Annotated in this window: 22 protein-coding genes; 14 read left to right on the top strand and 8 right to left on the bottom strand. The window is 71.4% G+C overall.

Annotation, left to right across the window (positions count from 1 at the left end; genetic code table 11):
• Window positions 1-3 precede the first annotated feature (3 nt).
• Genes ACT26F_RS16320 through ACT26F_RS16330 form a run of 3 tightly spaced genes read left to right on the top strand, consistent with a single transcriptional unit; the run spans window position 4 to window position 3,277 of the window.
• A complete protein-coding gene (locus ACT26F_RS16320; protein WP_471671605.1) occupies window positions 4-1,518 on the top strand; it encodes a hypothetical protein in 1,515 nt (504 codons plus the stop codon).
• A gap of 53 nt (window positions 1,519-1,571) precedes the next feature.
• Entirely contained in the window at window positions 1,572-1,985 is a 414-nt protein-coding gene (locus tag ACT26F_RS16325) for a MarR family winged helix-turn-helix transcriptional regulator (protein ID WP_471671606.1), read from the top strand.
• Window positions 1,982-3,277 (top strand): MFS transporter, encoded by a 1,296-nt coding sequence (locus tag ACT26F_RS16330; protein ID WP_471671607.1) that lies wholly within the window; start codon window positions 1,982-1,984, stop codon window positions 3,275-3,277. The genes ACT26F_RS16325 and ACT26F_RS16330 overlap by 4 nt, the downstream gene beginning before the upstream one ends.
• Here ACT26F_RS16330 and ACT26F_RS16335 read toward each other — a convergent pair.
• Window positions 3,209-4,222 (bottom strand): EamA family transporter, encoded by a 1,014-nt coding sequence (locus ACT26F_RS16335; protein ID WP_471671608.1) that lies wholly within the window; start codon window positions 4,220-4,222, stop codon window positions 3,209-3,211. The two genes, ACT26F_RS16330 and ACT26F_RS16335, sit on opposite strands and share 69 nt — an antisense overlap.
• 39 nt (window positions 4,223-4,261) lie before the next feature.
• On the opposite strand from ACT26F_RS16335, the gene ACT26F_RS16340 reads away from it, so the two are divergent.
• Complete coding sequence (locus tag ACT26F_RS16340; RefSeq protein WP_471671609.1) at window positions 4,262-4,792, top strand: CGNR zinc finger domain-containing protein; 531 nt, start codon at window positions 4,262-4,264, stop codon at window positions 4,790-4,792.
• 58 nt (window positions 4,793-4,850) lie between these two features.
• The gene (locus tag ACT26F_RS16345; protein ID WP_471671610.1) at window positions 4,851-6,017 is read left to right on the top strand and encodes an amidohydrolase; all 1,167 of its coding nucleotides are present in this window, start codon (window positions 4,851-4,853) and stop codon (window positions 6,015-6,017) included.
• A gap of 7 nt (window positions 6,018-6,024) precedes the next feature.
• On the opposite strand, the gene ACT26F_RS16350 is transcribed toward ACT26F_RS16345, so the two are convergent.
• Window positions 6,025-6,495 (bottom strand): universal stress protein, encoded by a 471-nt coding sequence (locus ACT26F_RS16350; protein ID WP_471671611.1) that lies wholly within the window; start codon window positions 6,493-6,495, stop codon window positions 6,025-6,027.
• Window positions 6,496-6,657: 162 nt separating this feature from the next.
• On the opposite strand from ACT26F_RS16350, the gene ACT26F_RS16355 reads away from it, so the two are divergent.
• From ACT26F_RS16355 to ACT26F_RS16395, 9 genes are all read left to right on the top strand, one after another.
• Entirely contained in the window at window positions 6,658-7,701 is a 1,044-nt protein-coding gene (locus ACT26F_RS16355; RefSeq protein WP_471671612.1) for a BMP family lipoprotein, read from the top strand.
• Window positions 7,702-7,803: 102 nt separating this feature from the next.
• Window positions 7,804-9,360, top strand: coding sequence for an ABC transporter ATP-binding protein (locus tag ACT26F_RS16360; RefSeq protein ID WP_471671613.1), 1,557 nt, complete (start codon window positions 7,804-7,806; stop codon window positions 9,358-9,360).
• Complete coding sequence (locus tag ACT26F_RS16365; RefSeq protein WP_471671614.1) at window positions 9,357-10,457, top strand: ABC transporter permease; 1,101 nt, start codon at window positions 9,357-9,359, stop codon at window positions 10,455-10,457. Before ACT26F_RS16360 ends, ACT26F_RS16365 begins: the two co-directional genes overlap by 4 nt.
• On the top strand, window positions 10,454-11,710 hold the full coding sequence (locus ACT26F_RS16370; RefSeq protein ID WP_471671615.1) for an ABC transporter permease: 1,257 nt from the start codon (window positions 10,454-10,456) through the stop codon (window positions 11,708-11,710). Before ACT26F_RS16365 ends, ACT26F_RS16370 begins: the two co-directional genes overlap by 4 nt.
• Window positions 11,707-12,120, top strand: coding sequence for a cytidine deaminase (locus ACT26F_RS16375; protein ID WP_471671616.1), 414 nt, complete (start codon window positions 11,707-11,709; stop codon window positions 12,118-12,120). Before ACT26F_RS16370 ends, ACT26F_RS16375 begins: the two co-directional genes overlap by 4 nt.
• Window positions 12,117-13,313 (top strand): cytochrome P450, encoded by a 1,197-nt coding sequence (locus ACT26F_RS16380; RefSeq protein WP_471671617.1) that lies wholly within the window; start codon window positions 12,117-12,119, stop codon window positions 13,311-13,313. The genes ACT26F_RS16375 and ACT26F_RS16380 overlap by 4 nt, the downstream gene beginning before the upstream one ends.
• The gene (locus ACT26F_RS16385) at window positions 13,310-14,602 is read left to right on the top strand and encodes a thymidine phosphorylase (protein ID WP_471671618.1); all 1,293 of its coding nucleotides are present in this window, start codon (window positions 13,310-13,312) and stop codon (window positions 14,600-14,602) included. The genes ACT26F_RS16380 and ACT26F_RS16385 overlap by 4 nt, the downstream gene beginning before the upstream one ends.
• A gap of 36 nt (window positions 14,603-14,638) precedes the next feature.
• Complete coding sequence (locus ACT26F_RS16390; protein WP_471671619.1) at window positions 14,639-15,100, top strand: MaoC family dehydratase; 462 nt, start codon at window positions 14,639-14,641, stop codon at window positions 15,098-15,100.
• Window positions 15,097-16,182 carry an adenosine deaminase gene (locus ACT26F_RS16395; protein ID WP_471671620.1) on the top strand — a complete coding sequence of 362 codons (1,086 nt, stop codon included), beginning with the start codon at window positions 15,097-15,099 and terminating at the stop codon, window positions 16,180-16,182. The genes ACT26F_RS16390 and ACT26F_RS16395 overlap by 4 nt, the downstream gene beginning before the upstream one ends.
• A gap of 158 nt (window positions 16,183-16,340) precedes the next feature.
• On the opposite strand, the gene ACT26F_RS16400 is transcribed toward ACT26F_RS16395, so the two are convergent.
• The 6 genes from ACT26F_RS16400 to ACT26F_RS16425 form a co-directional block, all read right to left on the bottom strand.
• Window positions 16,341-16,919, bottom strand: a complete 579-nt coding sequence (locus tag ACT26F_RS16400) for an ATP-binding protein (protein ID WP_471671621.1) — start codon at window positions 16,917-16,919, stop codon at window positions 16,341-16,343.
• 90 nt (window positions 16,920-17,009) lie between these two features.
• Window positions 17,010-17,864: an aldehyde dehydrogenase family protein gene (locus ACT26F_RS16405; protein ID WP_471671622.1), complete on the bottom strand. Its 855-nt coding sequence runs from the start codon at window positions 17,862-17,864 to the stop codon at window positions 17,010-17,012.
• A complete protein-coding gene (locus tag ACT26F_RS16410) occupies window positions 17,861-19,300 on the bottom strand; it encodes an aldehyde dehydrogenase family protein (RefSeq protein ID WP_471671623.1) in 1,440 nt (479 codons plus the stop codon). The genes ACT26F_RS16405 and ACT26F_RS16410 overlap by 4 nt, the downstream gene beginning before the upstream one ends.
• A 5-nt stretch (window positions 19,301-19,305) precedes the next feature.
• Entirely contained in the window at window positions 19,306-20,211 is a 906-nt protein-coding gene (gene deoC, locus ACT26F_RS16415; protein ID WP_471671624.1) for a deoxyribose-phosphate aldolase, read from the bottom strand.
• Window positions 20,208-22,289, bottom strand: a complete 2,082-nt coding sequence (locus ACT26F_RS16420) for a transketolase family protein (RefSeq protein ID WP_471671625.1) — start codon at window positions 22,287-22,289, stop codon at window positions 20,208-20,210. Before ACT26F_RS16420 ends, deoC begins: the two co-directional genes overlap by 4 nt.
• A 33-nt stretch (window positions 22,290-22,322) precedes the next feature.
• Entirely contained in the window at window positions 22,323-23,489 is a 1,167-nt protein-coding gene (locus ACT26F_RS16425; RefSeq protein ID WP_471671626.1) for an ROK family protein, read from the bottom strand.
• Window positions 23,490-23,520 lie beyond the last annotated feature (31 nt).

Consider the following 23,520-nt stretch of genomic DNA (forward strand, 5'->3'; position numbering starts at 1 on the left):
GTGATGGCGAGTCTGCTGTCGACCACGGCGGCGCAGTCCGTCGAGGTCGCGTCGGTCTCCGGCACCGTCACGGGCCCCGGCGGGTCACCGCTCGAAGGCGTCGACTCGCTGCACGTCGAGTTGATTCCGCGCCCGGTCAGGGACGGTATGGACTACGACTACTGGGATCAGGTGGACGTTGCGCCCGGTGAGGGCTTCACCCTGTCGGCCGTCGACGACGCCGGGACCTACTACCTGCGCGTGACGCCCGACGGTGGGCACTACCTCCAGACCGAGTCGGCGGTGTTCGCGGTGGCCGCCGGTGAGGTCAGGACGGGGTTCTCCCTCGAGTTGGACCCCGCGGGCGTCGTCTCGGGAACCGTGCGCGCCGCGGATGGTTCCTACCCTGACGACGCGACCCTGGGGATGGTGACCCTGGAGCGGCAGCAGCCCGACGGGTCCTGGAGTTTTACCGACTACACGCACGTGGATGCCGCAGGCAGGTATGAGGTCCTGGTGCCAGCCGGCGGTACCTACCGGCTGAAGTTCACGGCGACCAAGGGCAAGTACTGGGCCACGAGCGCACCGCTCGAGCTCACGCAGGCGAGTGCCGCGACCGAGGACCTCGTCCTGGCGCTGAGCGCCTCCGTCAGCGGAGTCGTCGAGTTCGAGGGGCCCCATGAGCCGGCGGGCACGCTGTACGTCTCGGTGTACGAGTTCCGGAGCGGCGCCTGGGAGCAGGTCGACGAAGCCTTCTTCGAGGACGAGCCCGGACCGTACACGGCGTACGTGTGGGGCCCCGGGACGCGCGAGGTCCGCCTGGGCGTCTCGCGGGACGTCTACCCGTACCGGAGCACCTACTGGGACGGTACCGCGCGCGGGACGCGCCGCATCGAGGACGCGGTGTCCTTCACGATCTCGCCGGGTCAGGCGGTGACGGGCAGGAACTTCACGCTGCGTGACACCGATGCGGACCCCGAGCCGATCGTGAACTCAGCGCCTCCGCAGATCTCCGGAACCGCGACGGTCGGTCAGACGCTGACGGCGACGACCGGCTCGTGGAGCGTGCCGGATGCGGACGTCGCGCTGCAGTGGCGCCGCGGGGGCGTCGCCATCGCTGACGCGACGGGGGCGTCCTACCTCCTGACCCAGGCCGACCTGGGTCAGGTGATCACCGTGACCGCGACGGCGTCCAGCAGCGGCTACGCCTCGGCCGATGCGGTGTCCCCGCCGGTCGGACCCGTGGCTGCGGCCGCGACCCGGGTGGCTCCGACCGTGTGGGCGATCGCCAGTGGAGGCAAGGCGAAGGTCACGGTGGCGGTGCTCGTCTGGGCCTGGGGAGTGTCGCCGGCGAAGGTCGACGGCGACGTCCGGCTGTCCCTCGGCGGCACGGTGCTCACGACCAGGGCAGCGAAGAACGGCGTGGCCCTGATCGAGCTCACGGGTCAGCCGAAGGGCAACCGCTCCTACACGGTCGAGTACGGCGGCGACTCCAGGCTCAAGCCCGGTGTCACCACCGTCAACGCCACGATCAGGTGACGGCGTGATCGGCGACACCTTGCTTAGCATGGTTAATGAACTATGCTAAGGACATGCCCACCGACTCCCAGCGCCTCGCCCAGGCGGTCGCCCGGCTGAACCGCAGGCTGCGGCAGGAGCGCGAGTCCGACATGACCGCGACCCAGCTCTCGGTGCTCGGCTCCGTCCGCGTCCTGGGCCCCGCGACGCCCAGCCAGATCGCCGCCCGCGAGCGCGTCTCGCAGCCCTCCGTCACCCGCACGCTGAACTGCCTGCTCGCCGACTCGCTCATCACGAAGCGACCTCATCCCGACGACGGCCGGCAGGTGCTCGTCACGATCTCCGACCTCGGCGAGAAGACGCTCGCCGAGGAGCGGCACCGCCGCGACCGGTGGCTCGACGAGCGCCTCGCCACCCTGACCCACGACGAACGCGCACTCCTGGGAGAGGCCACGGGGCTGCTGGTCCGGCTCGCGGAAGATTCATGAACGCGACGTTCCGCAGCCTCGCGATCCGCAACTACCGCGTCTACGCGATGGGCGCGCTGATCTCGAACGTCGGAACCTGGATGCAGCGCGTCGCGCAGGACTGGCTGATCCTCGTCCTGACCGGCAGCGGCACGGCGCTCGGCTTCACGACCGGTCTGCAGCTGCTGCCGGCGCTGCTGTTCAGCCCTGTCGCGGGGCTGGTCGCCGATCGCTTCCCGAAGCAGAAGGTCCTCAAGGTCACCCAGATCGCGATGGCCGTCCCGGCGGCCGTCCTCGGCGTCCTCGCGGTCACCGGAACGGTCCAGCCGTGGCACGTCTACGTCATCGCGTTCGTCTTCGGCGTCGGCACGGCGTTCGACGCACCCGCACGCCAGTCCTTCGTCGTCGAGATGGTCGGCCAGGACGACCTGCCGAACGCCGTGGGACTGAACTCCGCCTCCTTCAACGTCGCCCGCATGATCGGGCCGGCCGTCGCCGGGCTGTTCATCGCATGGCTGGGCAGCGGCGCGCAGGCGACCGGCTGGGTCATCCTGTTCAACGCCGTCAGCTACCTCGCGGTGCTCACGTCGCTGTCGGCGCTCGACCTGCGCAAGCTGCGGCCCTCGCCCGTCGCGCGGCGCGGCCGGGGAGCCGTTCGCGACGGCTTCCGGTACGTCCGCTCGCGGCCCGACCTGATGCTGCTCATGACCGGCGTGTTCTTCGTCGGCACGTTCGGCATGAACTTCCAGATGACCTCCGCGCTCATGGCCACGCAGGTCTACGGCAAGGGCGCGGGCGAGTACGGCCTGCTCGCCTCGATCATGGCGATCGGCTCGCTCGCCGGTGCCCTGCTGGCGGCCCGCCGTACGCGGCCTCGGCTCGGCTTCGTCGTCGGCGCGGGGATCGTGTTCGGCCTCATCGAGATGGTCGCCGGGCTGATGCCCAGCTACCTCACGTATGCGGCCCTGCTCCCGTTCCTGGGCCTCGCCGCGCTCACGATGATCACGTCGGCCAACGGGCTGATCCAGCTGACGTCGAGCCCTGCGATGCGCGGCCGCGTCGCGGCGCTCTACCTCATGGTGTTCATGGGCGGCACGCCGATCGGCTCACCCCTGATCGGCTGGATCGGCGAGACGTTCGGCGCGCGCTGGACGCTCCTGGTCGGTGGGGGAGTCTCGACGATCGGGATCCTCGTCGCGACGGGCCTGTACGCGCGGCACCACGAGCTGCGGCTGAGCGCCTACTCACCGTCCTGGCGACGGATGCTGCACCGGGACGACGTCGACGAGGAGACCCTCGTCGTGGCCGACTGACCGGACGTCACGCTCGCCGAGCTTGACCACCACGACGCCGGCGAGCACGAGCAGGGCGCCGGCCAGCTGCACCGGGCGGGGCACCTGCCCGATGAGCAGCCACGCCCACGCGATGCCCGCCGCCACCTCGGTCAGGGCGACGAAGGATGCCAGCCGGGAGCCCAGGCGCCGTGCGGCGGCGATCCCGGTGACGTAGCCGACGGCGGCCGTCACGATGCCCAGCACGAGGACCGGGCCCCACCACGGCACCGTGCCGAAGTCGAACGTCACGTCGGAGGTCGAGGTGGCCAGCGGCAGGATGCCGACGGCACCGGCGACCCAGAGCGTGACCGCCGCGATCACGAGGCCTCCGGCGGCGAGCGTGATCGGCGGCAGGCCGCTCGAGTCGTCGGCCGAGATCACGAAGTAGGACGCGCAGCCGATCATCGCGGTGAGTGACAGCAGGAGCCCGATGACGTCGACGGACGCGCCGCCGAGCACGTCGAGCAGCAGCACGAGCCCGACGGCGGCCACGCCCGCGCCGACGAACGTGAGCGGCCCCGGACGCTGGCCGTGGGCGATCCACATCCAGGCCACGACCGCGACCGGTGCCGTGTACTCGACGAGCAGGGCCACGCCGACGTCGAGCCGGGCGACGGCCATGAAGTAGAAGAGTTGGGCCGCGGCGACCGCGAGCAGTCCGTAGACGGCCACGAGGCGCAGGTTCGCCCGCAGCAGGTCGAAGCGTCCGCGCAGGGCGAGCACGCCCGGAACGACGAGCACCACGGCGGCGATCGTGACGCGCACCGCGACGGCGGCCCCGGCGGACCAGCCGGAGTCCATGAGGGCGCGGGCGAGCGAGCCCGACATGCCGAACGTCACGGCGGAGGTGAGCGCCAAGGCGACGCCGACCGAGGTCGTGCGGACCCGTCCAGTGGTCTCGGTGTCAGGAGTGTCGACGCTCATGAGTCCTGACTCTATGGCCGGATGGCGTAAGGTGTCAACATGGTCTTCACTCCTGACGTCTCGGACGCCCTCGGCGCCGCCGCCGTGCTGGCGAACTCGGCGGGGGAGCCGGACACGCTCGAGACCCTCGACGACCTCCGGGACTTCTACGACCAGTGGCGCTACACGGGCTCACGGCCGCGCACCCGCGCCGATCTCGAGGCCGTCCGGGCGATCCGCCCACGCCTGCGCGAGTTGCTGCGGGCCGACCGTGACGGTGCCGTCGACCTCATCAACGCCGTCCTCGTGGAGCAGCAGGCGATCCCCAGGCTCGTGCGGCACGACCACCTCGACTGGCACGTGCACGCGATCGCCGACGACCGGCCCTTCCACGAGCGGGTCCTGGTGGAGACCGCGATGGCGATGATCGACGTCGTCCGCGCCGACGAGATGAGCCGGCTCGGCACGTGCGCCGCCTCCGACTGCGACTCCGCCGTGGTCGACTTCTCCCGCAACCGCTCACGCAAGTTCTGCAGCACGACGTGCGGGAACCGCGAGGCCCAGGCCGCCTTCCGCGCCCGCCAGGCATGACGCCCGACTCGCGGACACGGTCGGGCGCCGCGAGCCGCGGGCGTAGAATCGACAGGTCATGAATCTGCAGGAAGTGATCGCGCGCGCCGTCGAGGTGGCGACTCCGGACCTCATCGAGTTGCGCCGCGACCTGCACGCGTTCCCCGAACTGTCCTGGCAGGAGGAGCGCACGACCGACGTCGTCGTCTCGTGGATGGACAAGCTCGGCCTCATCCCCCAGCGGTTCGATGGCACCGGCCTCTCGGTCGACATCGGTCCGGCCGGCGGGCCCATCGTGGCGCTGCGCGCCGACCTCGACGCCCTGCCGATCCTCGACACGACGCAGGACCCGTGGCGCTCGAAGAACCCCGGCGTCGCCCATGCGTGCGGTCACGACGTCCACGTCGCCGCCCTCGTCGGCGCCGCCACCGCGCTGGCCGAGGCGGACCGGCGGGTCGGCCTGGCCACCCGCGTCCGGCTCATCTTCCAGCCGGCCGAGGAGGTCATGCCCGGCGGCGCCCTGCGGCTGCTGTCCGACGGCGTCCTGGCCGGGGTCAGCCGGATCTTCGCGCTGCACTGCGATCCCTCGCTCGACGTGGGCCGGATCGGGATCCGCGAGGGCGCGATCACCGGTGCGTCCGACCAGATCCACCTCGTGCTGTCCGGCCGCGGCGGTCACACGTCACGTCCGCACCTGACCGAGGACCTCACGTTCGCGCTCGGTGCGCTCATCACGCAGCTGCCCGCGGTGCTCTCCCGACGCTTCGACCCGCGCGCGGGGGCCAGCCTCGTGTGGGGGCAGGTCAGCGCGGGCAACGCCGCCAACGTCATCCCCGCCGTCGGCGAGCTCAAGGGCACGCTGCGCATGCTCGACGCCGCGGCCTGGCACGATGCCGAGCACCTCGTGCGCGGGATCATCTCCGACATCGTCGAGCCCTACGGCGTCGGCGTCGACCTCACCTACACGCGCGGGGTGCCGCCGGTCGTCAACGACTTCGGTGCCACCGAGAAGCTGCGCCAGGCGGTCATGAGCGCCATCGGGCCGCAGGGCGTCGCGACGACGGCCCAGAGCCTCGGCGGCGAGGACTTCGCGTGGTACGTCGAGACGCTGCCCGGCACGATGGCCCGCCTCGGCACCCGCACGCCCGGTGGCCCGACGTACGACATCCACCAGGGCAACCTGCGCATCGACGAGCGCGCGATCGCCGTCGGCGCCCTCGTGCTGGCCAACGCCGCGATCGCCTGACAACGAGTCAGACCTCCGGCGAGGCCTGGGCCGGGTCGTCCTCGCCGCGCACGACGACGACGGGGCACGAGGCGGTCTCGACGGCGTGCTCGCTGACCGAGCCCAGGACGAGCCCCTTGAAGCCGCCCAGACCGCGGGGGCCGACCACGAGCAGGGAGGCCCCCTGCGCCGCCTCGACGACCACGTTCGCGGGCTGGCCGCGCTCGACGAGCAGCGTCACCGTGACGTCGGGGTACTTCGCGAGCAGCTCGTGCGTCGACTCCTCGAGGCGTTCGCGCACGGCGGCCGCGTAGTCCTCGGCCGGCGGCACGTAGCCGAACTCCTGCGTCTTCGGTTTGGGCGCCGTGCGCATCGTCCACGCGCGGACGACCGTGACGGGCATGTGCGCTCGGTGCGCCAGCTCCATCGCCCAGCGCAACGCCGTGTCGGCGAACTCTGAACCGTCGTGGCCGACGACGATCGGACCGGAGAAGGGCATGGCCCGATCCTAGGTGAGATCGGTGGCACGAGCCTTTGATTACGGTTCGGTGACAGTTGCCCCGGCAGAGGCCCGAGGCGCTGCCCGAGGGGCCCCTGTGCACCTAGGGTCAGGGTGACATCGCGTGCGCCCTCGCCGGGGCGCTGCCCCCGAGGAGGAAAAGTGCGTCGATTGAACAAGCTCACCGCCGCGGCCGCCGTGGCCGCGCTGGTCTTCGCCGGTGCCGGGTGCTCGAAGAAGAGCACCGACGACACGGCCAGTGGCGACGACTGCGTCGAGAAGGGTGACGTCAAGGTCGGTATGGCCTACGACGTCGGTGGTCGTGGTGACCAGTCCTTCAACGACTCGGCCGCCAAGGGCCTCGACAAGGCCGCGTGCGAGCTCGGCTTCGAGGTCAAGGAGGCCGAGGCCCAGAACGACGAGCCCGAGTCCGCTCGCGAGGAGCGCCTGCAGCAGCTCGTCGACGCCGGCTACAACCCCGTCGTCGCGGTCGGCTTCGCCTACTCCGCGTCGGTCGGCAAGATCGCCAAGGCCAACCCCGACGTGAACTTCGCGATCGTCGACGACGCCGTCGCCGGTGACAACATCGCGAACCTCGTCTTCGCCGAGGAGCAGGGCTCGTTCCTGGTCGGCGCGGCCGCCGCGCTCAAGTCCAAGTCGGGCAACATCGGCTTCGTCGGCGGCGTCGACACCGAGCTGATCCACAAGTTCGAGGCCGGCTACGACGCGGGCGCCAAGGCCGTCAACCCCGACATCAAGATCCAGTCGGTCTACCTGACCACCCCGCCGGACTTCAGCGGCTTCGGTGACCCGGCCAAGGGCAACACGGCCGCCACCGGCATGTTCGACAAGGGCGCGGACGTCGTCTACCACGCGGCCGGCGGTTCCGGCGGCGGCGTGTTCGAGGCTGCCAAGGCTGCCGACGGCTGGGCCATCGGCGTCGACTCCGACCAGGCCCTCACGGCCGACGAGTCGGTGCGCGACAGCATCCTGACCTCGATGCTCAAGAACGTCGACGTCGCGGTGTTCGACTTCCTCAAGAGCGTCGCCGACGGCTCCCCGAAGACGGGCATCCAGACCTACGACCTCGCGGTCGACGGTGTGGGCTACTCGACGACCGGCGGCAACGTCGACGACATCGAGGACAAGCTGAACGACTACAAGCAGCAGATCATCGACGGCAAGATCACCGTTCCGACCAAGTGATCGTGTCCAAGTTCGCCTGAGGCACCCTGGCCCGGCCCCGCGCGATAGCGTGGGGCCGGGCCGCTTCCATCCCGGCTCGAACCACCACCGAAGGGTGAGAACGTGAGCTCCACTTCGACCGCTCCGGCCGCGACCACCGACGCCGACGTCGTCGTCCGGTTGCGCGACATCGGCAAGACCTTCCCCGGCGTGATCGCCAACCACGACATCAACATCGACGTCGCGCGCGGGACGATCCACGCGATCGTCGGCGAGAACGGCGCCGGCAAGTCGACGCTCATGAAGATCCTGTACGGCGTGCAGAAGCCGGACTCGGGCACGATCACGATCAACGGCGAGGAGGTCTCGTTCGCGTCGCCGTCCGATGCCATCTCGCACGGTGTCGGCATGGTCTTCCAGCACTTCATGCTGGCCGACAACCTCACCGTCCTGGAGAACGTCGTGCTGGGCGCCGAGAAGCTGCACGGCATCGGTGCCAAGGCGCGCGCGCGAATCCGCGAGCTCTCCGACACCTACGGTCTGGGGATCGATCCGGACGTCCTGGTCGAGCGGCTCGGCGTCGGCGCCCGCCAGCGCATCGAGATCCTCAAGGTGCTCTACCGCGGCGCCCGCATCATCATCCTCGACGAGCCCACCGCGGTCCTCGTGCCGCAGGAGGTCGACGAGCTCTTCGACAACCTGCGCGAGCTCAAGTCCGAGGGCCTCGCGGTCCTCTTCATCTCCCACAAGCTCGACGAGGTGCTCGCGGTCGCCGACACCGTCACGGTCATCCGCCGCGGCACCACCGTCCAGACCCTCCCGGGGCGCAGCGTCACGTCGCGCCAGCTCGCCGAGCTCATGGTTGGCTCCGAGTTGCCGAGCCCGAGCACCGAGGCGACCACCGTCACCGACGTCGAGGTCCTCGAGGTCGTCGACCTGGGCCTGCCCAGCCCCGACGGCGCCAGGCCGCTGCTGGAGGCCATCTCGTTCGCGATCCACCGCGGCGAGATCCTCGGCATCGCCGGCGTCGAGGGCAACGGCCAGGCCGAGCTCGTCGAGGCGATCATGGGCATGCGCCCCGACGCCACCGGCCGCGTCGAGCTCAACGACGGCGACATCGCCGGCTGGTCCACGCGGCGCCGCCGCGAGGCCGGGATCGGCTACATCCCCGAGGACCGGCACCGCCAGGGCCTGCTGCTCGACTCGCCGCTGTGGGAGAACCGCGTGCTCGGCCACCAGACCCTCAAGCCGAACGTCAAGGGCATGATGATCGACCGCGGCGGGGCCCGCCGCGACACCGAGCGCATCGTCGCCGAGTACGACGTCCGCACCCCCGGCATCGACACGCTCGCCCGGGCGCTGTCCGGCGGCAACCAGCAGAAGCTCATCGTCGGCCGCGAGATGAGCAGCGAGCCCAGCCTCCTGATCGCCTCGCACCCCACCCGCGGCGTCGACGTCGGCGCCCAGGCGGCGATCTGGGACCACATCAAACGCGCGCGTCGCGAAGGCCTCGCGGTGCTGCTGATCTCGGCCGACCTCGACGAGCTGATCGGCCTGTCCGACACGATCGCGGTCCTGTTGCGCGGCCGGATCGTCGGCACGTTCGATCCCGGCAGCGTCACCCCCCAGCAGCTCGGCGCCGCGATGACCGGTGCCACCGACGAGGAGGAGGCGTCATGAACGAGTCGAGGCTGACCCGGGTGGGGCTGGCGCTCGCCGCCCCCGTACTCGCGCTCGTGGCGGCGTTCCTCATCACGAGCCTCGTCCTGATCCTGGCCGGCGACGACTGGATCGGCGTGTGGAGCCAGATCCTCAGCTGGCCCACCGACCGCACGATGGTCAACATCATCAACTCCGCGACCGTCTACTACCTGTCGGCCGTGGCGGTGGCGATCGGCTTCCGGATGAACCTGTTCAACATCGGCGTCGACGGCCAGTACCGGATCGCCTCGTTCGCGGCGGCCTGGGTCGCCGGCGAGGCGTGGCTCCCGGGCTGGCTCAACATCGGCCTCGCCGTCGCCGCGGGCATGCTCGTGGGCGCGATGTGGGCCGGGATCGCCGGCCTGCTGCGCGTCACGCGCGGCGTCTCGGAGGTCATCTCCACGATCATGCTGAACGCGATCGCGACGGCGATCGTGGCATGGCTGCTGCGCAAGGTCGCCGTGCGCGAGGAGGGCAGCAACATCATCTCGACCAAGCCCATCCCCGAGGGCAGCCGCGTGCCGGGCATCCCGTTCCTGGGCGGTGAGGTCTACGGTTTCGTGATCGTCGCGGTGATCGTCGGCTTCCTGTACTGGTTCGTCATCAACCGCACCCGGTTCGGCTTCGACCTGCGCGCCGCGGGCCAGTCCGAGAGCGCGGCCATCGCCTCCGGCATCAACGTCAAGAAGATGATCCTCGTGACGATGCTGATGTCCGGCGCCGTCGCCGGCCTGGTCGGCATGCCGCTGCTGTTCGGCCAGGACTACGCCTACGGATCGACGTTCCAGTCCGGCCTCGGCTTCGCGGGCATCGCGATCGCGCTGCTCGGCCGCAACCACCCGATCGGCATCGCGCTCGGCGCCCTGTTGTTCGCGTGGCTCGACCAGCAGTCCAACCCGCTGCAGATCCTGCTCGACGTGTCGCCCGACATCGTCAAGGTGACGCAGGGCGTCATCGTGCTGGCCGTCGTCATCGCCTACGAGGTCGTCCGCCGCTACGGCGTCCGACTCGAGCAGCGTCAGGTGGCGGCCGCCCTGGACGGCCCGACCCCGAGGGAGGAGGTGGCCGCACGATGAGCGTCGTCACCGATCCCCTCACCGGGACCACCCCGGTCTCGCAGTCCCGACTGACCTGGCCGTGGCTCATGATCGGCCTCGCGGCCGTGCTCGCCGTCATCTCGTTGCTGCGCATCGTCACGGGCGTCGACGACCTGTCCTCGTCCGGAACGATCCGCGCGACGGTGATCGCGGCGATCCCGATCGGCCTGGCCGGACTCGGCGGCCTGTGGTCCGAGCGCTCCGGCGTCGTCAACATCGGCCTCGAGGGCATGATGATCCTCGGCACGTTCGGCGCGGGCTACTTCGGCTACTTCTACGGCCCGTGGCAGGGCGTGCTCGGTGCGATCCTGCTCGGCGCCTGCGGAGGCTTGCTGCACGCCGTCGCCACGGTGTACTTCGGGGTCGACCACATCGTCTCCGGTGTCGCGATCAACATCATCGCCGCGGGTGCGGTCCAGTACCTCGCGGGACTGGCGTTCACCGGTGTGCCCGGCGGCGGCCAGACCCAGTCGCCCCCGGTCGACCGGCTGCCGGCGATCACGATCTCGGGCCTGTCCGATCCGCTCGGCGAGGTCGAGGACAAGAACTGGTTCTTCGTGTCCGACCTCGCGGCGATGCTGCGCGCGTTCGTGACGAACATGTCCGTGCTGACGCTGATCTGCCTCGGCCTGTTCGTGCTGACGTGGTGGCTGCTGTGGCGTACCTCGTTCGGTCTGCGGCTGCGCTCGTGCGGTGAGTCGCCGGCGGCGGCCGAGTCGCTCGGCGTCAACGTCTACCGCTACAAGTTCATCGCCGTGATCACCTCGGGTGGCCTGGCCGGACTCGCCGGCGGCTTCCTGGCGCTCGTCGCCGCGAACGCGTTCCGGGACGGCCAGACCGGCGGCCGCGGGTACATCGGCCTCGCGGCGATGATCTTCGGCAACTGGCGACCCGGCGGACTGTTCGCCGGCGCGGCGCTGTTCGGCTACACCGACACGCTGCGCCTGCGCGGCGGTGGCGAGACGGTGCACGCCCTGCTGCTGCTCGTCGCGGTGTTCCTCGTCCTGCTCGCGATCTGGCAGTGGCGCCAGCACGGCCAGCGCTCCTCGCTGATCGCCGCGTTGCTGGGCATCGTCGTCGCCGGCATCTACGTCGCCACCGACGAGATCCCCAACGAGCTGGCCACGATGACGCCGTACGTCACGACCCTGCTGGTCCTCGCGGTGTTCAGCCAGAACCTGCGCATGCCCGCAGCGGACGGCAAGGTCTATCGGAAGGGGAGTGCCGGATGAGCTTCGGAATCACTCCGGCCCACGCGCCCGTCGACTGGGACGCGCTCAGGAAGTACGCCACCGAGGTCATGGGGCGTGCGTACGCGCCGTACTCGAACTACAAGGTCGGCGCGGCGGGCCTCGTCGAGGACGGCCGGGTCGTGCTCGGCTGCAACGTCGAGAACGCCGCCTACGGGGTGGCGCTGTGCGCCGAGTGCGGCATGGTCTCGGCCCTGCACTCCACCGGCGGTGGCCGCCTGCGCGCGGTCGTGTGCGTCGAGGGCAACGGCGAGCCGGTCATGCCGTGCGGACGCTGTCGCCAGCTGCTGTGGGAGAACGGCGGCCCGACGTGCGAGCTGCTCACGGCATCGGGCGTCAAGTCGATGGCCGAGGTGCTGCCGGACGCCTTCGACGCGACGGATCTCGGGTGAGCATCACGACCTCCGTGTTCGATCCCGCCGATCCGGCGTTCCTCGCCGATCCCTATCCGGCGCTCGCCGCGCTCCGCCGGCAGGGTCCGCTCGTGTGGCACGAGCCGTGGGGAGTGTGGCTGGCCACCGACCACGCGACCGTCAGCACGGTGCTGCGCACCCGCACGTTCGGTCGGATCTGGAGCGACAAGCAGCCGGCTGAGGCGATGGAGCCGTTCAACACGCTGCACCGCAACCAGCTCATGGAGAACGAGCCTCCCGAGCACACCCGCATGCGCCGGTTGCTGGCGGGCGCGTTCGGTCGCGGTCACGTCGAGCGCATGAGGCCCAGGATCGAGGCGCTGGCCGCCGACATGGTCGCGGCGCTGCCCGAGCGGTTCGACGTGCTCGCCGACTACGCCGAGCCGATGCCGGTCTTCGTCATCTGCGACCTGCTCGGCGTGCCGCGCGACGACCACGAGGACCTGCGCCGCTGGAGCCAGGCCATCGTGCACATGTACGAGCCCGGCGTCGACGAGGCCACGAAGGCCGCGGCGGTGCAGGCCAGTGCCGCCTTCGCCGCGTACGTCCGCGACGTGCTCGAGCTGCGGCGTCGTGCCCTGCGCGACGGGACGGGCGGCGAGGACCTCGTCAGCGATCTCATCGCGGAGACCGACGCCGGCAAGGGCTTCAGCGACGACGAGCTCGTCGCCACGATCGTGCTGCTGCTCAACGCCGGCCACGAGGCGAGCGTCAACACCTTCGGCAACGGAATCCACGCCCTGCTGACGCACCGCGACCAGCTCGCCCGCGTGACCTCCGGCGAGGTCTCGATCGAGACGGCGCTGGAGGAGCTGATCCGGTTCGACGCGCCGCTGCAGCTGTTCGAGCGGACCGCCACGAAGGACACCGAGGTCGCCGGCACGACCGTGCTCGCGGGTCAGAAGGTCGCGTGCCTCATGGGCTCGGCCAACCGGGACGCCGAGGTCTTCGAGGCGGCCGACACGTTCGACGTGGCCCGCGACCCGAACCCGCACCTGGGCTTCGGCGTGGGCATCCACTTCTGCCTCGGCGCGCCACTGGCCCGGCTCGAGCTGGGCATCACGCTGCGCGCGCTGCTGGACCTGTTCCCCGACCTCGTCCTCACCGGCGAGGCCCCGCGCCGCCCGACCTGGGTGCTGCGCGGCTACGAGAGCATCGAGGTGTCGTCATGACCGAGCGGTATGCCCCGACCGACGTGATCATCGCGAAGCGGGACGGCCACGAGCTGACCGACGACCAGATCGACTGGGTCGTCGACGCCTACACCCGCGGGGTCGTCGCCGACGAGCAGATGTCGGCGCTCGCGATGGCGATCCTGCTCAACGGGATGGACCGGCGCGAGATCGCGCGCTGGACCGCGGCCATGATCGCGACCGGTGAGCGCATGGACTTCTCCTCGCTGTCGCGTCCGACCGCCGACAAGCACAGCACCGGCGGCGTGGGCGACAAGATCACGCTGCCGCTCGCCCCGCTCGTCGCGGCGTGCGGCGTCGCGGTGCCGCAGCTGTCGGGCCGCGGGCTCGGCCACACCGGCGGCACGCTCGACAAGCTCGAGTCGATCCCCGGCTGGCGTGCGGCCCTCTCGAACGCCGAGATGATGGACCAGCTCGAGGGCGTCGGCGCGGTCATCTGCGCCGCCGGATCCGGACTCGCGCCCGCCGACAAGAAGCTCTACGCCCTGCGCGACATCACCGGCACCGTCGAGGCGATCCCGCTGATCGCCAGCTCGATCATGAGCAAGAAGATCGCCGAGGGCACGGGCGCCCTCGTGCTGGACGTGAAGGTCGGCTCCGGCGCGTTCATGAAGTCCGAGCAGGACGCCCGCGAGCTGGCCGAGACGATGGTCGCGCTCGGGACCGACGCAGGGGTGCACACGGTCGCGCTGTTGACCGACATGTCCACGCCGCTCGGCCTGACCGCCGGCAACGCCCTCGAGGTGCGCGAGTCGGTCGAGGTGCTGGCCGGTGGCGGGCCCGCGGACGTCGTCGAACTGACCCTCTCGCTGGCTCGCGAGATGCTCGCCGGTGCCGGGGTCACGGACGTCGATCCGGCCGAGGTGCTCGCGGACGGACGCGCCATGGACGCGTGGAACGCGATGATCCGCGCCCAGGGTGGCGACCCCGGTGCGACCCTGCCGACCGCGCGCGAGCATCACGTCGTCACGGCGGACGCGGACGGTGTGCTGACCTCGCTCGATGCCCTCGCGGTCGGCGTCGCGGCATGGCGTCTCGGTGCCGGCCGGTCGCGACCGGGCGAGGACGTCCAGGCCGGTGCCGGCATCGAACTGCACGCCAAGCCGGGCGACACGGTCACGGCGGGTGCTCCGCTGATGACCCTGCACACCGACACGCCCGAGCGCTTCGAGCGCGCACAGGAGGCCCTCTCCGGCGCCTGGGCGATTGGCACGGAGGCGGTCGCCCCGAGCCCGCTCGTGCTTGACCGGATCGGCCGGGACGGCTGAGCAGGGCGTGACCTACGACACGGTAAATTCGGACTCATGCGCATCCTGAACGACCGAGACGAGATCGCCGCGGCAGCCGGGACGGAGCTCGGCGTGAGTTCGTGGATCGAGATGAACCAGGACCGGATCGACATGTTCGCCGACGCCACGGGTGACCGGCAGTGGATCCACGTCGATCCCGAGCGTGCCGCCGACGGACCCTTCGGCGCGACGATCGCCCACGGCTACCTGACCCTCTCGATGCTGCCGTTCCTCGGCGCCCAGGTGTACGCCTTCGCCGGCGACCGGGCCCGCGTCAACTACGGCCTGAACCGGGTCCGCTTCATGGCGCCCGTGAAGGTAGGCTCGCGGATCCGCAACCGGGTCGAGATGCTCGAGGTCCGCGACATCGAGAAGGGCCAACAGGTGACGATCCAGCACACCGTCGAGATCGAGGGCGGCGACAAGCCCGCCTGCATCGCCGAGACCGTCACGCTGCTGATGGACTCCGCCGCATGAGAGCGACGCCCGAGCAGATCGCGGGTGTCCCCAAGGTCGCGCTGCACGAGCACCTCGACGGTGGCGTGCGGCCCGCGACGGTCGCCGAGATCGCGCTCGAGATCGGCCACGACCTGCCGGCCGCCCCACAGGACCTCGGCCGCTGGTTCGAGGAGGCCTCCTCCTCGGGCTCGCTCGTGCGGTACCTGGAGACCTTCCAGCACACCGTCGCGGTGATGCAGCGTCCCGAGGACCTCGCCCGCGTCGCGCGCGAGGCGGTCCTCGACCTCGCCGCGGAGGGCATCGTCTACGCCGAGCTGCGCTGGGCGCCCGAGCAGCACCAGGGCGCCGGCCTGTCGATCGAGGAGACGGTCGAGGCCGTCCAGCAGGGCATCGACGAGGGGGTGGCGCTCGTGCAGGACGGTGGCGCCACGATGGTCGTCGGTCAGCTGCTGACGGCGATGCGGCACGCGTCGCGCGGCCTCGAGATCGCCCACACCGTCGTGGAGTACCGCGACCGTGGCGTGTTCGGCTTCGACATCGCGGGCGCCGAGGACGGCTTCCCGCCGATCCTGCACCTCGAGGCGTTCGAGTACCTGCACGAGGAGAACGCCCACTTCACGATCCATGCCGGTGAGGCCTTCGGGCTGCCGTCGATCTGGCAGGCCGTGCAGCGCTGCGGCGCCGACCGGCTGGGCCATGGCGTCCGGATCGTCGACGACATCGACTTCACGTCCGCGCCTGAGGCGTGGCTCGGCCGGCTCGCCGCGTACATCCGCGACACCCGCATCCCGCTGGAGATGTGCCCGTCGTCGAATCTGCAGACCGGCGCGGTCGCCGGCATGCACTCGATCGCGGACCACCCGATCGGGCCGCTCGCCGAGCTGGGCTTCCGGGTCACGATCAACAGCGACAACCGGCTCATGAGCGGCACCTCGATCGGCCGCGAGATGAACCTGCTGACCGACGCCTTCGGCTACAGCCTCGGCGACCTGCAGTGGTTCACCGTCAACGCTATGAAGAGCGCCTTCCTGCCGTTCGACGAGCGGCTCGCCCTGATCAACGAGGTCATCAAGCCGGCGTACCAGGCTGCGGCGCTCTAGACCCCGGGGTGGGCGGTGACTTACGAACCTCTGCGGTCGGTTTGAGGTGCGTATCTCACCGCTCCGGCGGGCGGGCCGGGGTGGGCGGTGACTTGCGAACCTCTGGGGTCGGTTTGAGGTATCTATCTCACCGCCCCCGCGCCAGCCCCGGCCCGGGGTCAGCCGGCGGTGCGGGTGAGGGTGCGGTAGGCGCGGCGGGGGTGCATCGGCTGGCAGCCGGCGTCGACGGCCGCGGCGACGACGCGCGGCTGGTCCTGCATGAGTCGCCAGCCGCGGCGGACGAGGGTCATCGGGGGTTTGCGGCTCTCGCGCAGGTCGCGCACGAGGCGCAGCGCGAAGACGAGCAGCCGCGGTCGGGTCAGGCAGATCGCCGCGGAGAGCACGCCGGCGCGGCGGCAGTCCGAGACGATGTCGGGGGCGAACAAGCCCTCGGCGATGAAGCGGTCGCCGGTCACCTCGACGACGTGGGTGCCGACGATGTCGCTGATCGAGATGTCGTAGATCGGCACCTCGGCCCGGCCGTCGCGGCACAGCGCGGCGATGGCGGCCATCGCGCCGGCGAGATCCCAGGAACCGACGTCGTCCCAGTCGGCGATCCCGAGCGTGCTGCGCGGCAGGTCGGGGTGGTGGTGCGGGTGGTAGAAGTCGTCGAGTCGCAGGACAGTCCAGCCGAGTCGCTCGGCCAGATGCGACTTCCCCGAACCCGAGGGACCGGCCAGGACGACGACTTCGGGCACGATCGCGAGCGTAACAGCCCGAGATTTGCTCCAAAACTCACCATTCGCTCCGGCGAGCGGGTGAGTTTTGGAGCAAATCTCGGGGCCGGGTCAGACTCCGATCGGGTGCCAGACGGTCTTGGCCTCGAGGAAGGGCGTGATGCGCGACAGGGCCTGGTCGGTCGGGGTGCCCGGGCGGACGATGCGCTTGAGGTTCACCGCGCCCTCGGCCTCGAGGTCGCGACCGACCTCAGCGTCGTCGACGCCGGTCAGGTCGAGCGCGTCGACGTCGAGATGGCTCGCGAGCCACGGCCCGATCTCGGCGATGTCGCCGGTCAGGATGTTGACGACGCCACCGGGCACGTCGGACGTCGACAGGATCTCCGACAGCGTGATCGCGGGCAGGGGACGGGCGTACGACGAGACGACCACGGCCGTGTTGCCCGAGACGATCACGGGGGCGAGCACCTCGACCAGGCCCAGCAGGGACGACTGCTGGGGCGCGGCGACCGCGACGACACCGGTGGGCTCGGGCGACGTGAGGTTGAAGAACGGGCCGTTCACCTGGTTGGCGTTGCCCGTGACCTGGGCGAGCTTGTCGGCCCACCCGGCGTACCAGACCCACGTGTCGACGGCGGTGTCGACGATCGCGTTGGCGCGACGCTCCGTGACGCCCTCGGCCGCGCGGACCTCGGCGACGAGCTGGTCGCGACGGCCCTCGAGCACCTCGGCGACGCGGTACAGGATCTGTCCCCGGTTGTAGGCGGTGCGGCCGGACCAGCCGCCGAACGCCTTGCGGGCGGCACCCACCGCGTCGCGGCCGTCCTTGCGCGACGCCTTCGAGGCGTTCGCGAGGAACTTGCCGCGCGAGTTCAGCGCCTCGTAGGTGCGGCCGGACTCCGACCGCGGGAAGGCGCCGCCGATGTACAGCTTGTAGGTCTTGCGGACGTCGAGCCTCTCGCTCATCGTGCCCCCTCCAGGTAGCTGGCCAGTCCGTGCCGGCCGCCCTCGCGGCCGTAGCCGGACTCCTTGTAGCCGCCGAACGGCGACGCCGGGTCGAACTGGTTGAACGTGTTGGCCCACACGACGCCGGCCCGGAGCCGGTCCGCCATCGCGAGGATGCGCGAGCCCTTCTCGGTCCACACGCCCGCCGACAGGCCGTACGGCGTGTTGTTGGCCTTCTCGATCGCCTCCGCCGGCGTGCGGAAGGTCAGCACCGACAGCACGGGGCCGAAGATCTCCTCGCGCGCGATCCGGTGCGCCTGCGTGACGCCGGTGAAGATCGTCGGGGCGTACCAGTAGCCGCGCTCGGGCAGCTCGCACGGGGCGGTCCAGCGGTCGGCCCCCTCGTCGTCGCCGGTCGAGGCGAGATCGCGGATGCGAGCCAGCTGCTCGGCCGAGTTGATCGCGCCGACGTCGGTGTTCTTGTCGAGCGGGTCGCCCAGACGCAGCGTCGACATGCGGTCGCGCAGCTTGGCGAGCACCTCCTCGGCGACGCTCTCCTGCACGAGCAGGCGCGAGCCGGCGCAGCACACGTGGCCCTGGTTGAAGAAGATGCCGCGGACGATGCCCTCGACGGCCTGGTCGATCGGCGCGTCGTCGAACACGATGTTCGCGGCCTTGCCGCCCAGCTCGAGGCTCAGGCGCTTCGACGTGCCGGCCACCGCGCGGGCGATCTCACGACCGACCGGGGTCGAACCGGTGAAGGCGACCTTGTCGACGTCGGGATGCGACACCAGCAGGCGGCCGGTCTCGCCCGCGCCGGTGACGATGTTGACGACGCCGGGCGGCAACTCGGCCTGCTGGCACACCTGCGCGAACAGCAGTGCGGTCAGGGGAGTGGTCTCGGCCGGCTTGAGCACGACGGTGTTGCCCGCCGCGAGCGCGGGCGCGACCTTCCACGCGAGCATGAGCAGCGGGAAGTTCCACGGGATGACCTGGCCGGCCACGCCGAGCGAGCGGGGGTTGGGCCCCAGCCCCGCGTGCTCGAGCTTGTCGGCCCAGCCCGCGTGGTAGAAGAACCACTGCGCGACGAGCGGGACGTCGACGTCGCGCGACTCCTTGATCGGCTTGCCGTTGTCGAGGGACTCCAGCACCGCGAACTCGCGACTGCGCTCGGCCATGATGCGGGCGATCCGGAAGAGGAACTTGGCGCGCTCGCGGCCCGGCATGGGACCCCAGACGCGCTCGTGGGCGCGGCGGGCCGCGCGCACGGCGCGGTCGACGTCGGCCTCGTCGGCCTCGGCGACCTCGGACAGGACCTCCTCGGAGGCCGGGTTGAGCGTCTTGAAGGCGGTGCCGCCGCCGTCGATGAACTCGCCGTCGACGAACAGGCCGTAGCTGGAGGCGATGTCGACGATGGAGCGGGACTCCGGCGCCGGTGCGTATTCGAACGTGGGCATGGAAATCAGTCCAAGGTGACGTAGTCGGGGCCGCTGTATCGGCCGGTGAGCATCTTCTGGCGCTGCATCAGCAGGTCGTTGAGCAGTGACGAGGCGCCGAACCGGAACCAGTCCGGGTCGAGCCAGTCCTCGCCCGCGACCTCGTTGACGACGACGAGGTACTTGATCGCGTCCTTCGAGGTGCGGATGCCGCCGGCGGGCTTGACGCCCACCTGCCGGCCGGTCGCGATCCGGTAGTCGCGCACGGCCTCGAGCATGAGCAGGGTGACCGGCAGCGTGGCCGCCGGCTGCACCTTGCCGGTGCTGGTCTTGATGAAGTCCGCACCGGCGTCCATCGCGAGCCACGAGGCGCGGCGGACGTTGTCGTACGTCTGCAGCTCTCCGGTCTCGAGGATCACCTTGAGGTGCGCGGGGCCGCAGGCCTCCTTGACGGCCACGATCTGGTCGTGGACGGTGGCGAGGTCGCCGGCCAGGAAGGCGCCGCGGTCGATCACCATGTCGACCTCGTCGGCGCCGGCCGAGACGGCGGAGGCGACGTCGGCCAGCTTGATCTCCAGCGGGGCGCGACCCGACGGGAACGCGGTGGCGACCGAGGCGACGTGCAGGCGGTCGCCCACGACCTCGCGGACGAACCCGACCATGTCGGGGTAGACGCACACGGCGGCCGCCGACGGGCACGTCGGGTCGGTGGGATCGGGTCGCAGCGCCTTCGTGGCGAGGGCCCGCACCTTGCCGGGCGTGTCGGCGCCCTCGAGGGTCGTGAGGTCGACCATCGAGATGGCCAGGTCGATCGCCCACTGCTTGGACGTGGTCTTGATCGACCGGGTGGCCAGCTGGGCCGCGCGGGCCTCCAGGCCGACCTGGTCGACGCCGGGCAGGCGATCCAGCCCGGCGATCGCGGTTCTACTCATCGGATCGTCCCCTCCTCGTCCGGCTGCGTGGCGGCGATCGTACGGCGCACTGCCGACACGACCGCGTTGACCGTGATCCCGCGCTCGGCGAGCACGAGATCGCCGGCTCCGCTGGCGCCGAACTCCTCAACGCTCACCATCTCACCATGAGTGCCGACGTAGCGAGCCCAACCGGTGTCGGTGCCCGCCTCGACGCTCACGCGCGCCGTGATCGCGCGGGGCAGGACGGACTCGCGGTACGCGGCGTCCTGCTCGGCGAACCACTCCAGGCACGGCGCCGAGACGACCCGCAGGTGGACGTCCTCGGCGGCCAGCAGGTCGCGCGCCTGCAGGGCGAGCTCGACCTCGGAGCCGGTCGCGATCACGATCGCGTCCGGGGCGTCGTCGGGGTCGGCCAGGACGTAGGCGCCGCGGCGGGCGCCGTCCGAGGGCGCGACGGCGTCGCCGACGACCGCGACGCCCTGGCGGCTGAGCACGAGCGCCGTCGGTCGGTCGGCGCCCAGGATCCGGGTCCACGCGTCGACCGTCTCGACCCAGTCCGCGGGCCGGACGACGTCGAGGCCCGGGATCGCGCGGTGGGCCCACAGCTGCTCGACGGGCTGGTGCGTCGGGCCGTCCTCGCCGACGGCGACGGAGTCGTGGGTCCACACGTACGTGACGGGCAACCCCATGAGCGCCGCGAGCCGCACGGAGGGCCGCATGTAGTCCGAGAACACGAAGAACGTCGCGCCGAACGGGTGGGAGTACCCGCCGAGCGCCATGCCGTTGAGGATCGCGCCCATCGCGTGCTCGCGGACGCCGAAGTGGACGAGCGTGCCGTCGGGTCCGCCGGGCCACTCGTCGCCGGCATACGCGCGCGGGGTGAAGCTGCGGGCCCCGGCGATCGCGACGCCGTTGGACTCGGCGAGGTCGGCCGAGCCGCCCCACAGCCACGGCAGCTCGGGTGAGATCGCGTCGAGCACGGCTGCGCCGGCGATCCGGGTCGCGGCCTTCTGCGGTGCGGAGCGCAGCGAGGCGAGCCGCTCGGCGGCGACGTCGGTGACGGCGCGGTCGCGCATGAGTTCGTGCAGCGCCGCCCGCTCGGGATCGGCCGTGCGCCACTCGGCGTACCGCTGCTCCCACGCGCGGCGGGCGGCGGCACCGCGCTCGCCGACCTGGCGTGCGTGCGCGAGCGCCTCGGGCGGCATCGCGAAGTGCTCGTCGGGGTCGAGGCCGAGCGCGACCTTCGTGGCCCGGACCTCCTCCTCGCCGGGAGCGCCGGAGTGGGCTCCGGCGGTGCCGCCGACGGTGGGCATCGGGTGGCCGATGCGGGTCCGCAGGCGCACGAACACGGGGCGGTCGGTGACCGCGAGCGCCGCGTCGTAGCCGGCCCGCACGGCGTCGGGGTCCTCGGCGTCGTCGATCTCGACGACGGCCCAGCCGTACGCGGCGTAGCGCGCGGCGGTGTCCTCGGTGAACGCGATCGCGGTGTCGCCCTCGATGGAGATCTGGTTGTCGTCCCAGATCAGGATCAGTCCGTCGAGGCCCAGGGTGCCGGCCAGCGAGGACGCCTCGGCCGACACGCCCTCGGACAGGCAGCCGTCACCGGCGACGCACCACGTGCGGTACCGGAAGAGGCCCTCGTCGACGGGGACGTCGGGCTGCAGGAGGGCGTGCGTGCGGCGAGCCGACATGGCCAGCCCCACGGCGTTGCCGACTCCCTGGCCCAGCGGGCCCGTCGTGGTCTCGACGCCGGGGGTGTGGCGCCACTCGGGGTGGCCGGGCGTGAGGCTGCCGAGGACGCGCGCCTTCTTGAGGTCGTCCACCTCGAGGCCGTAGCCGCTCAGGTAGTGCTGCACGTACAGGGAGAGGCTCGTGTGGCCCGCGGACAGGACGAAGCGGTCGCGTCCCTCCCAGTCCGGCCGCGCCGGATCGTGGCGCAGGTACTCCTGGAACAGGACGTAGAGCGCGGGTGTGAGGCTCACGGCGGTGCCGGCGTGCCCGTTGCCCTTGGCCTGGACGGCGTCGAGCGGCAGGACGCGGGCATGGCGGACGGCCTCGAGGTCGAGGGGATGCTTCCAGTGCTGCGTGTCGGTCACGCACTCCACGGTAGGCGCTCGGAGGGCTTTTGTCTAACGTTGAACATAAGGGGTGACGAACGAGTCCACCCGCGCCGGCGCGAGCGCCGCGTCCGCCGCCATCTGCGCCGCGCCGAGCAGGCCCGCGTCGGGTCCGAGCGGCGAGGCGATCACCTGCAGATCCGTCGTCACGAGCGGGTGCGAGCGCTCCAGGACGCGCTCGCGAACGCCGTCGACGAGCAGGTCGCCCGCCTCGGCGAGGTCGCCGCCGACCACGACGATCGCCGGGTTCAGCACCCCGACCGCCTCGACGACCGACTCGCCGATCCGGCGTCCGGCGCCGCGCAGGAGGTCGATCGCGTCGGCGTCGCCCGAGGCGGCGAGGGCGACGACGTCGGCCGAGGTGCGGACGTCCTCGTGCCCGAGATCGCGCAGGCGTGCCGCGATCGCCCAGCCGCCGGCCGACGCCTCGGCGCAGCCGCGCTGGCCGCACCGGCACAGCGGGCCCTCGGGATGGGGGATGTGGCCGAGGTCGCCGGCGCCGCCGCGGGCACCGCGCAACGCCGCGCCGCGCGAGATGATCCCGGCCCCGACGCCCATGCCGACCTTGAGGACCAGCACGTCGTCGGCGCCGTCCACGCCGGAGGCCCGCAGGGAGCGGTGCACGCCGAGCGCCACGAGGTTCGCGTCCTTGTCGACGACGACGGGCACATCGAGGCTGCGGCGGAAGCGGTCCGCCACGTCGACCCCGTCCCAGCCGTGCATCGTGGGCGGGCTGACGAGGCGGCCCGTGCGTTGGTCGACGGGTCCGGGCACGCCGATCGCGACGCCCAGGACCGGCGGCGGGCCGTCGGCCAGGAGCCGCGCGAAGCCGGCCTCGACCCCGGCGAGGACGACCTCGGGGCCGTCGTCGATCGCGATGTCCTGGTCGAGCGCCGTCAGCACCCGGCCGTCGAGATCGGCCAGTCCGTAGCGGGCGTGGCTGCTGCCGATGTCGGCGACGAGCAGGGAGCCGTGGTCCTCCGCGAGGTCGAGCACCTCGGCTGGCCGGCCGCCCGTGGTCCGGTCGGTCGCCTCCGCACGCAGCAGTCCCGTGCGCACGAGCGCCTCGAGCCGGTGGGTCGCGGTCGCGCGGGCGAGACCCGACAGGTCGACGACCTGGGCGCGGGTGAGCGGGCCGTGGCGGCGGAACAGCGCCAGCAACTCGCCGTGACCGGACACGCTCGCTCCTCTCGCGGGCGCACGCGCACCC

The organism is Aeromicrobium sp. SP1, assembly GCF_055663785.1.

Bases quoted from the DNA above. Each gene is read 5' to 3' on its own strand.
- ACT26F_RS16375 (WP_471671616.1), top strand. From the start codon at position 11,707: ATGAGCTTCGGAATCACTCCGGCCCACGCGCCCGTCGACTGGGACGCG.
- ACT26F_RS16340 (WP_471671609.1), top strand. From the start codon at position 4,262: ATGGTCTTCACTCCTGACGTCTCGGACGCCCTCGGCGCCGCCGCCGTG.
- ACT26F_RS16390 (WP_471671619.1), top strand. From the start codon at position 14,639: ATGCGCATCCTGAACGACCGAGACGAGATCGCCGCGGCAGCCGGGACG.
- ACT26F_RS16385 (WP_471671618.1), top strand. From the start codon at position 13,310: ATGACCGAGCGGTATGCCCCGACCGACGTGATCATCGCGAAGCGGGAC.
- ACT26F_RS16365 (WP_471671614.1), top strand. From the start codon at position 9,357: ATGAACGAGTCGAGGCTGACCCGGGTGGGGCTGGCGCTCGCCGCCCCC.
- ACT26F_RS16335 (WP_471671608.1), bottom strand. From the start codon at position 4,222: ATGAGCGTCGACACTCCTGACACCGAGACCACTGGACGGGTCCGCACG.
- ACT26F_RS16395 (WP_471671620.1), top strand. From the start codon at position 15,097: ATGAGAGCGACGCCCGAGCAGATCGCGGGTGTCCCCAAGGTCGCGCTG.
- ACT26F_RS16410 (WP_471671623.1), bottom strand. From the start codon at position 19,300: ATGCCCACGTTCGAATACGCACCGGCGCCGGAGTCCCGCTCCATCGTC.
- ACT26F_RS16345 (WP_471671610.1), top strand. From the start codon at position 4,851: ATGAATCTGCAGGAAGTGATCGCGCGCGCCGTCGAGGTGGCGACTCCG.
- ACT26F_RS16330 (WP_471671607.1), top strand. From the start codon at position 1,982: ATGAACGCGACGTTCCGCAGCCTCGCGATCCGCAACTACCGCGTCTAC.
- ACT26F_RS16320 (WP_471671605.1), top strand. From the start codon at position 4: ATGGCGAGTCTGCTGTCGACCACGGCGGCGCAGTCCGTCGAGGTCGCG.
- ACT26F_RS16350 (WP_471671611.1), bottom strand. From the start codon at position 6,495: ATGCCCTTCTCCGGTCCGATCGTCGTCGGCCACGACGGTTCAGAGTTC.
- ACT26F_RS16405 (WP_471671622.1), bottom strand. From the start codon at position 17,864: ATGAGCGAGAGGCTCGACGTCCGCAAGACCTACAAGCTGTACATCGGC.
- ACT26F_RS16325 (WP_471671606.1), top strand. From the start codon at position 1,572: ATGCCCACCGACTCCCAGCGCCTCGCCCAGGCGGTCGCCCGGCTGAAC.
- deoC (WP_471671624.1), bottom strand. From the start codon at position 20,211: ATGAGTAGAACCGCGATCGCCGGGCTGGATCGCCTGCCCGGCGTCGAC.
- ACT26F_RS16370 (WP_471671615.1), top strand. From the start codon at position 10,454: ATGAGCGTCGTCACCGATCCCCTCACCGGGACCACCCCGGTCTCGCAG.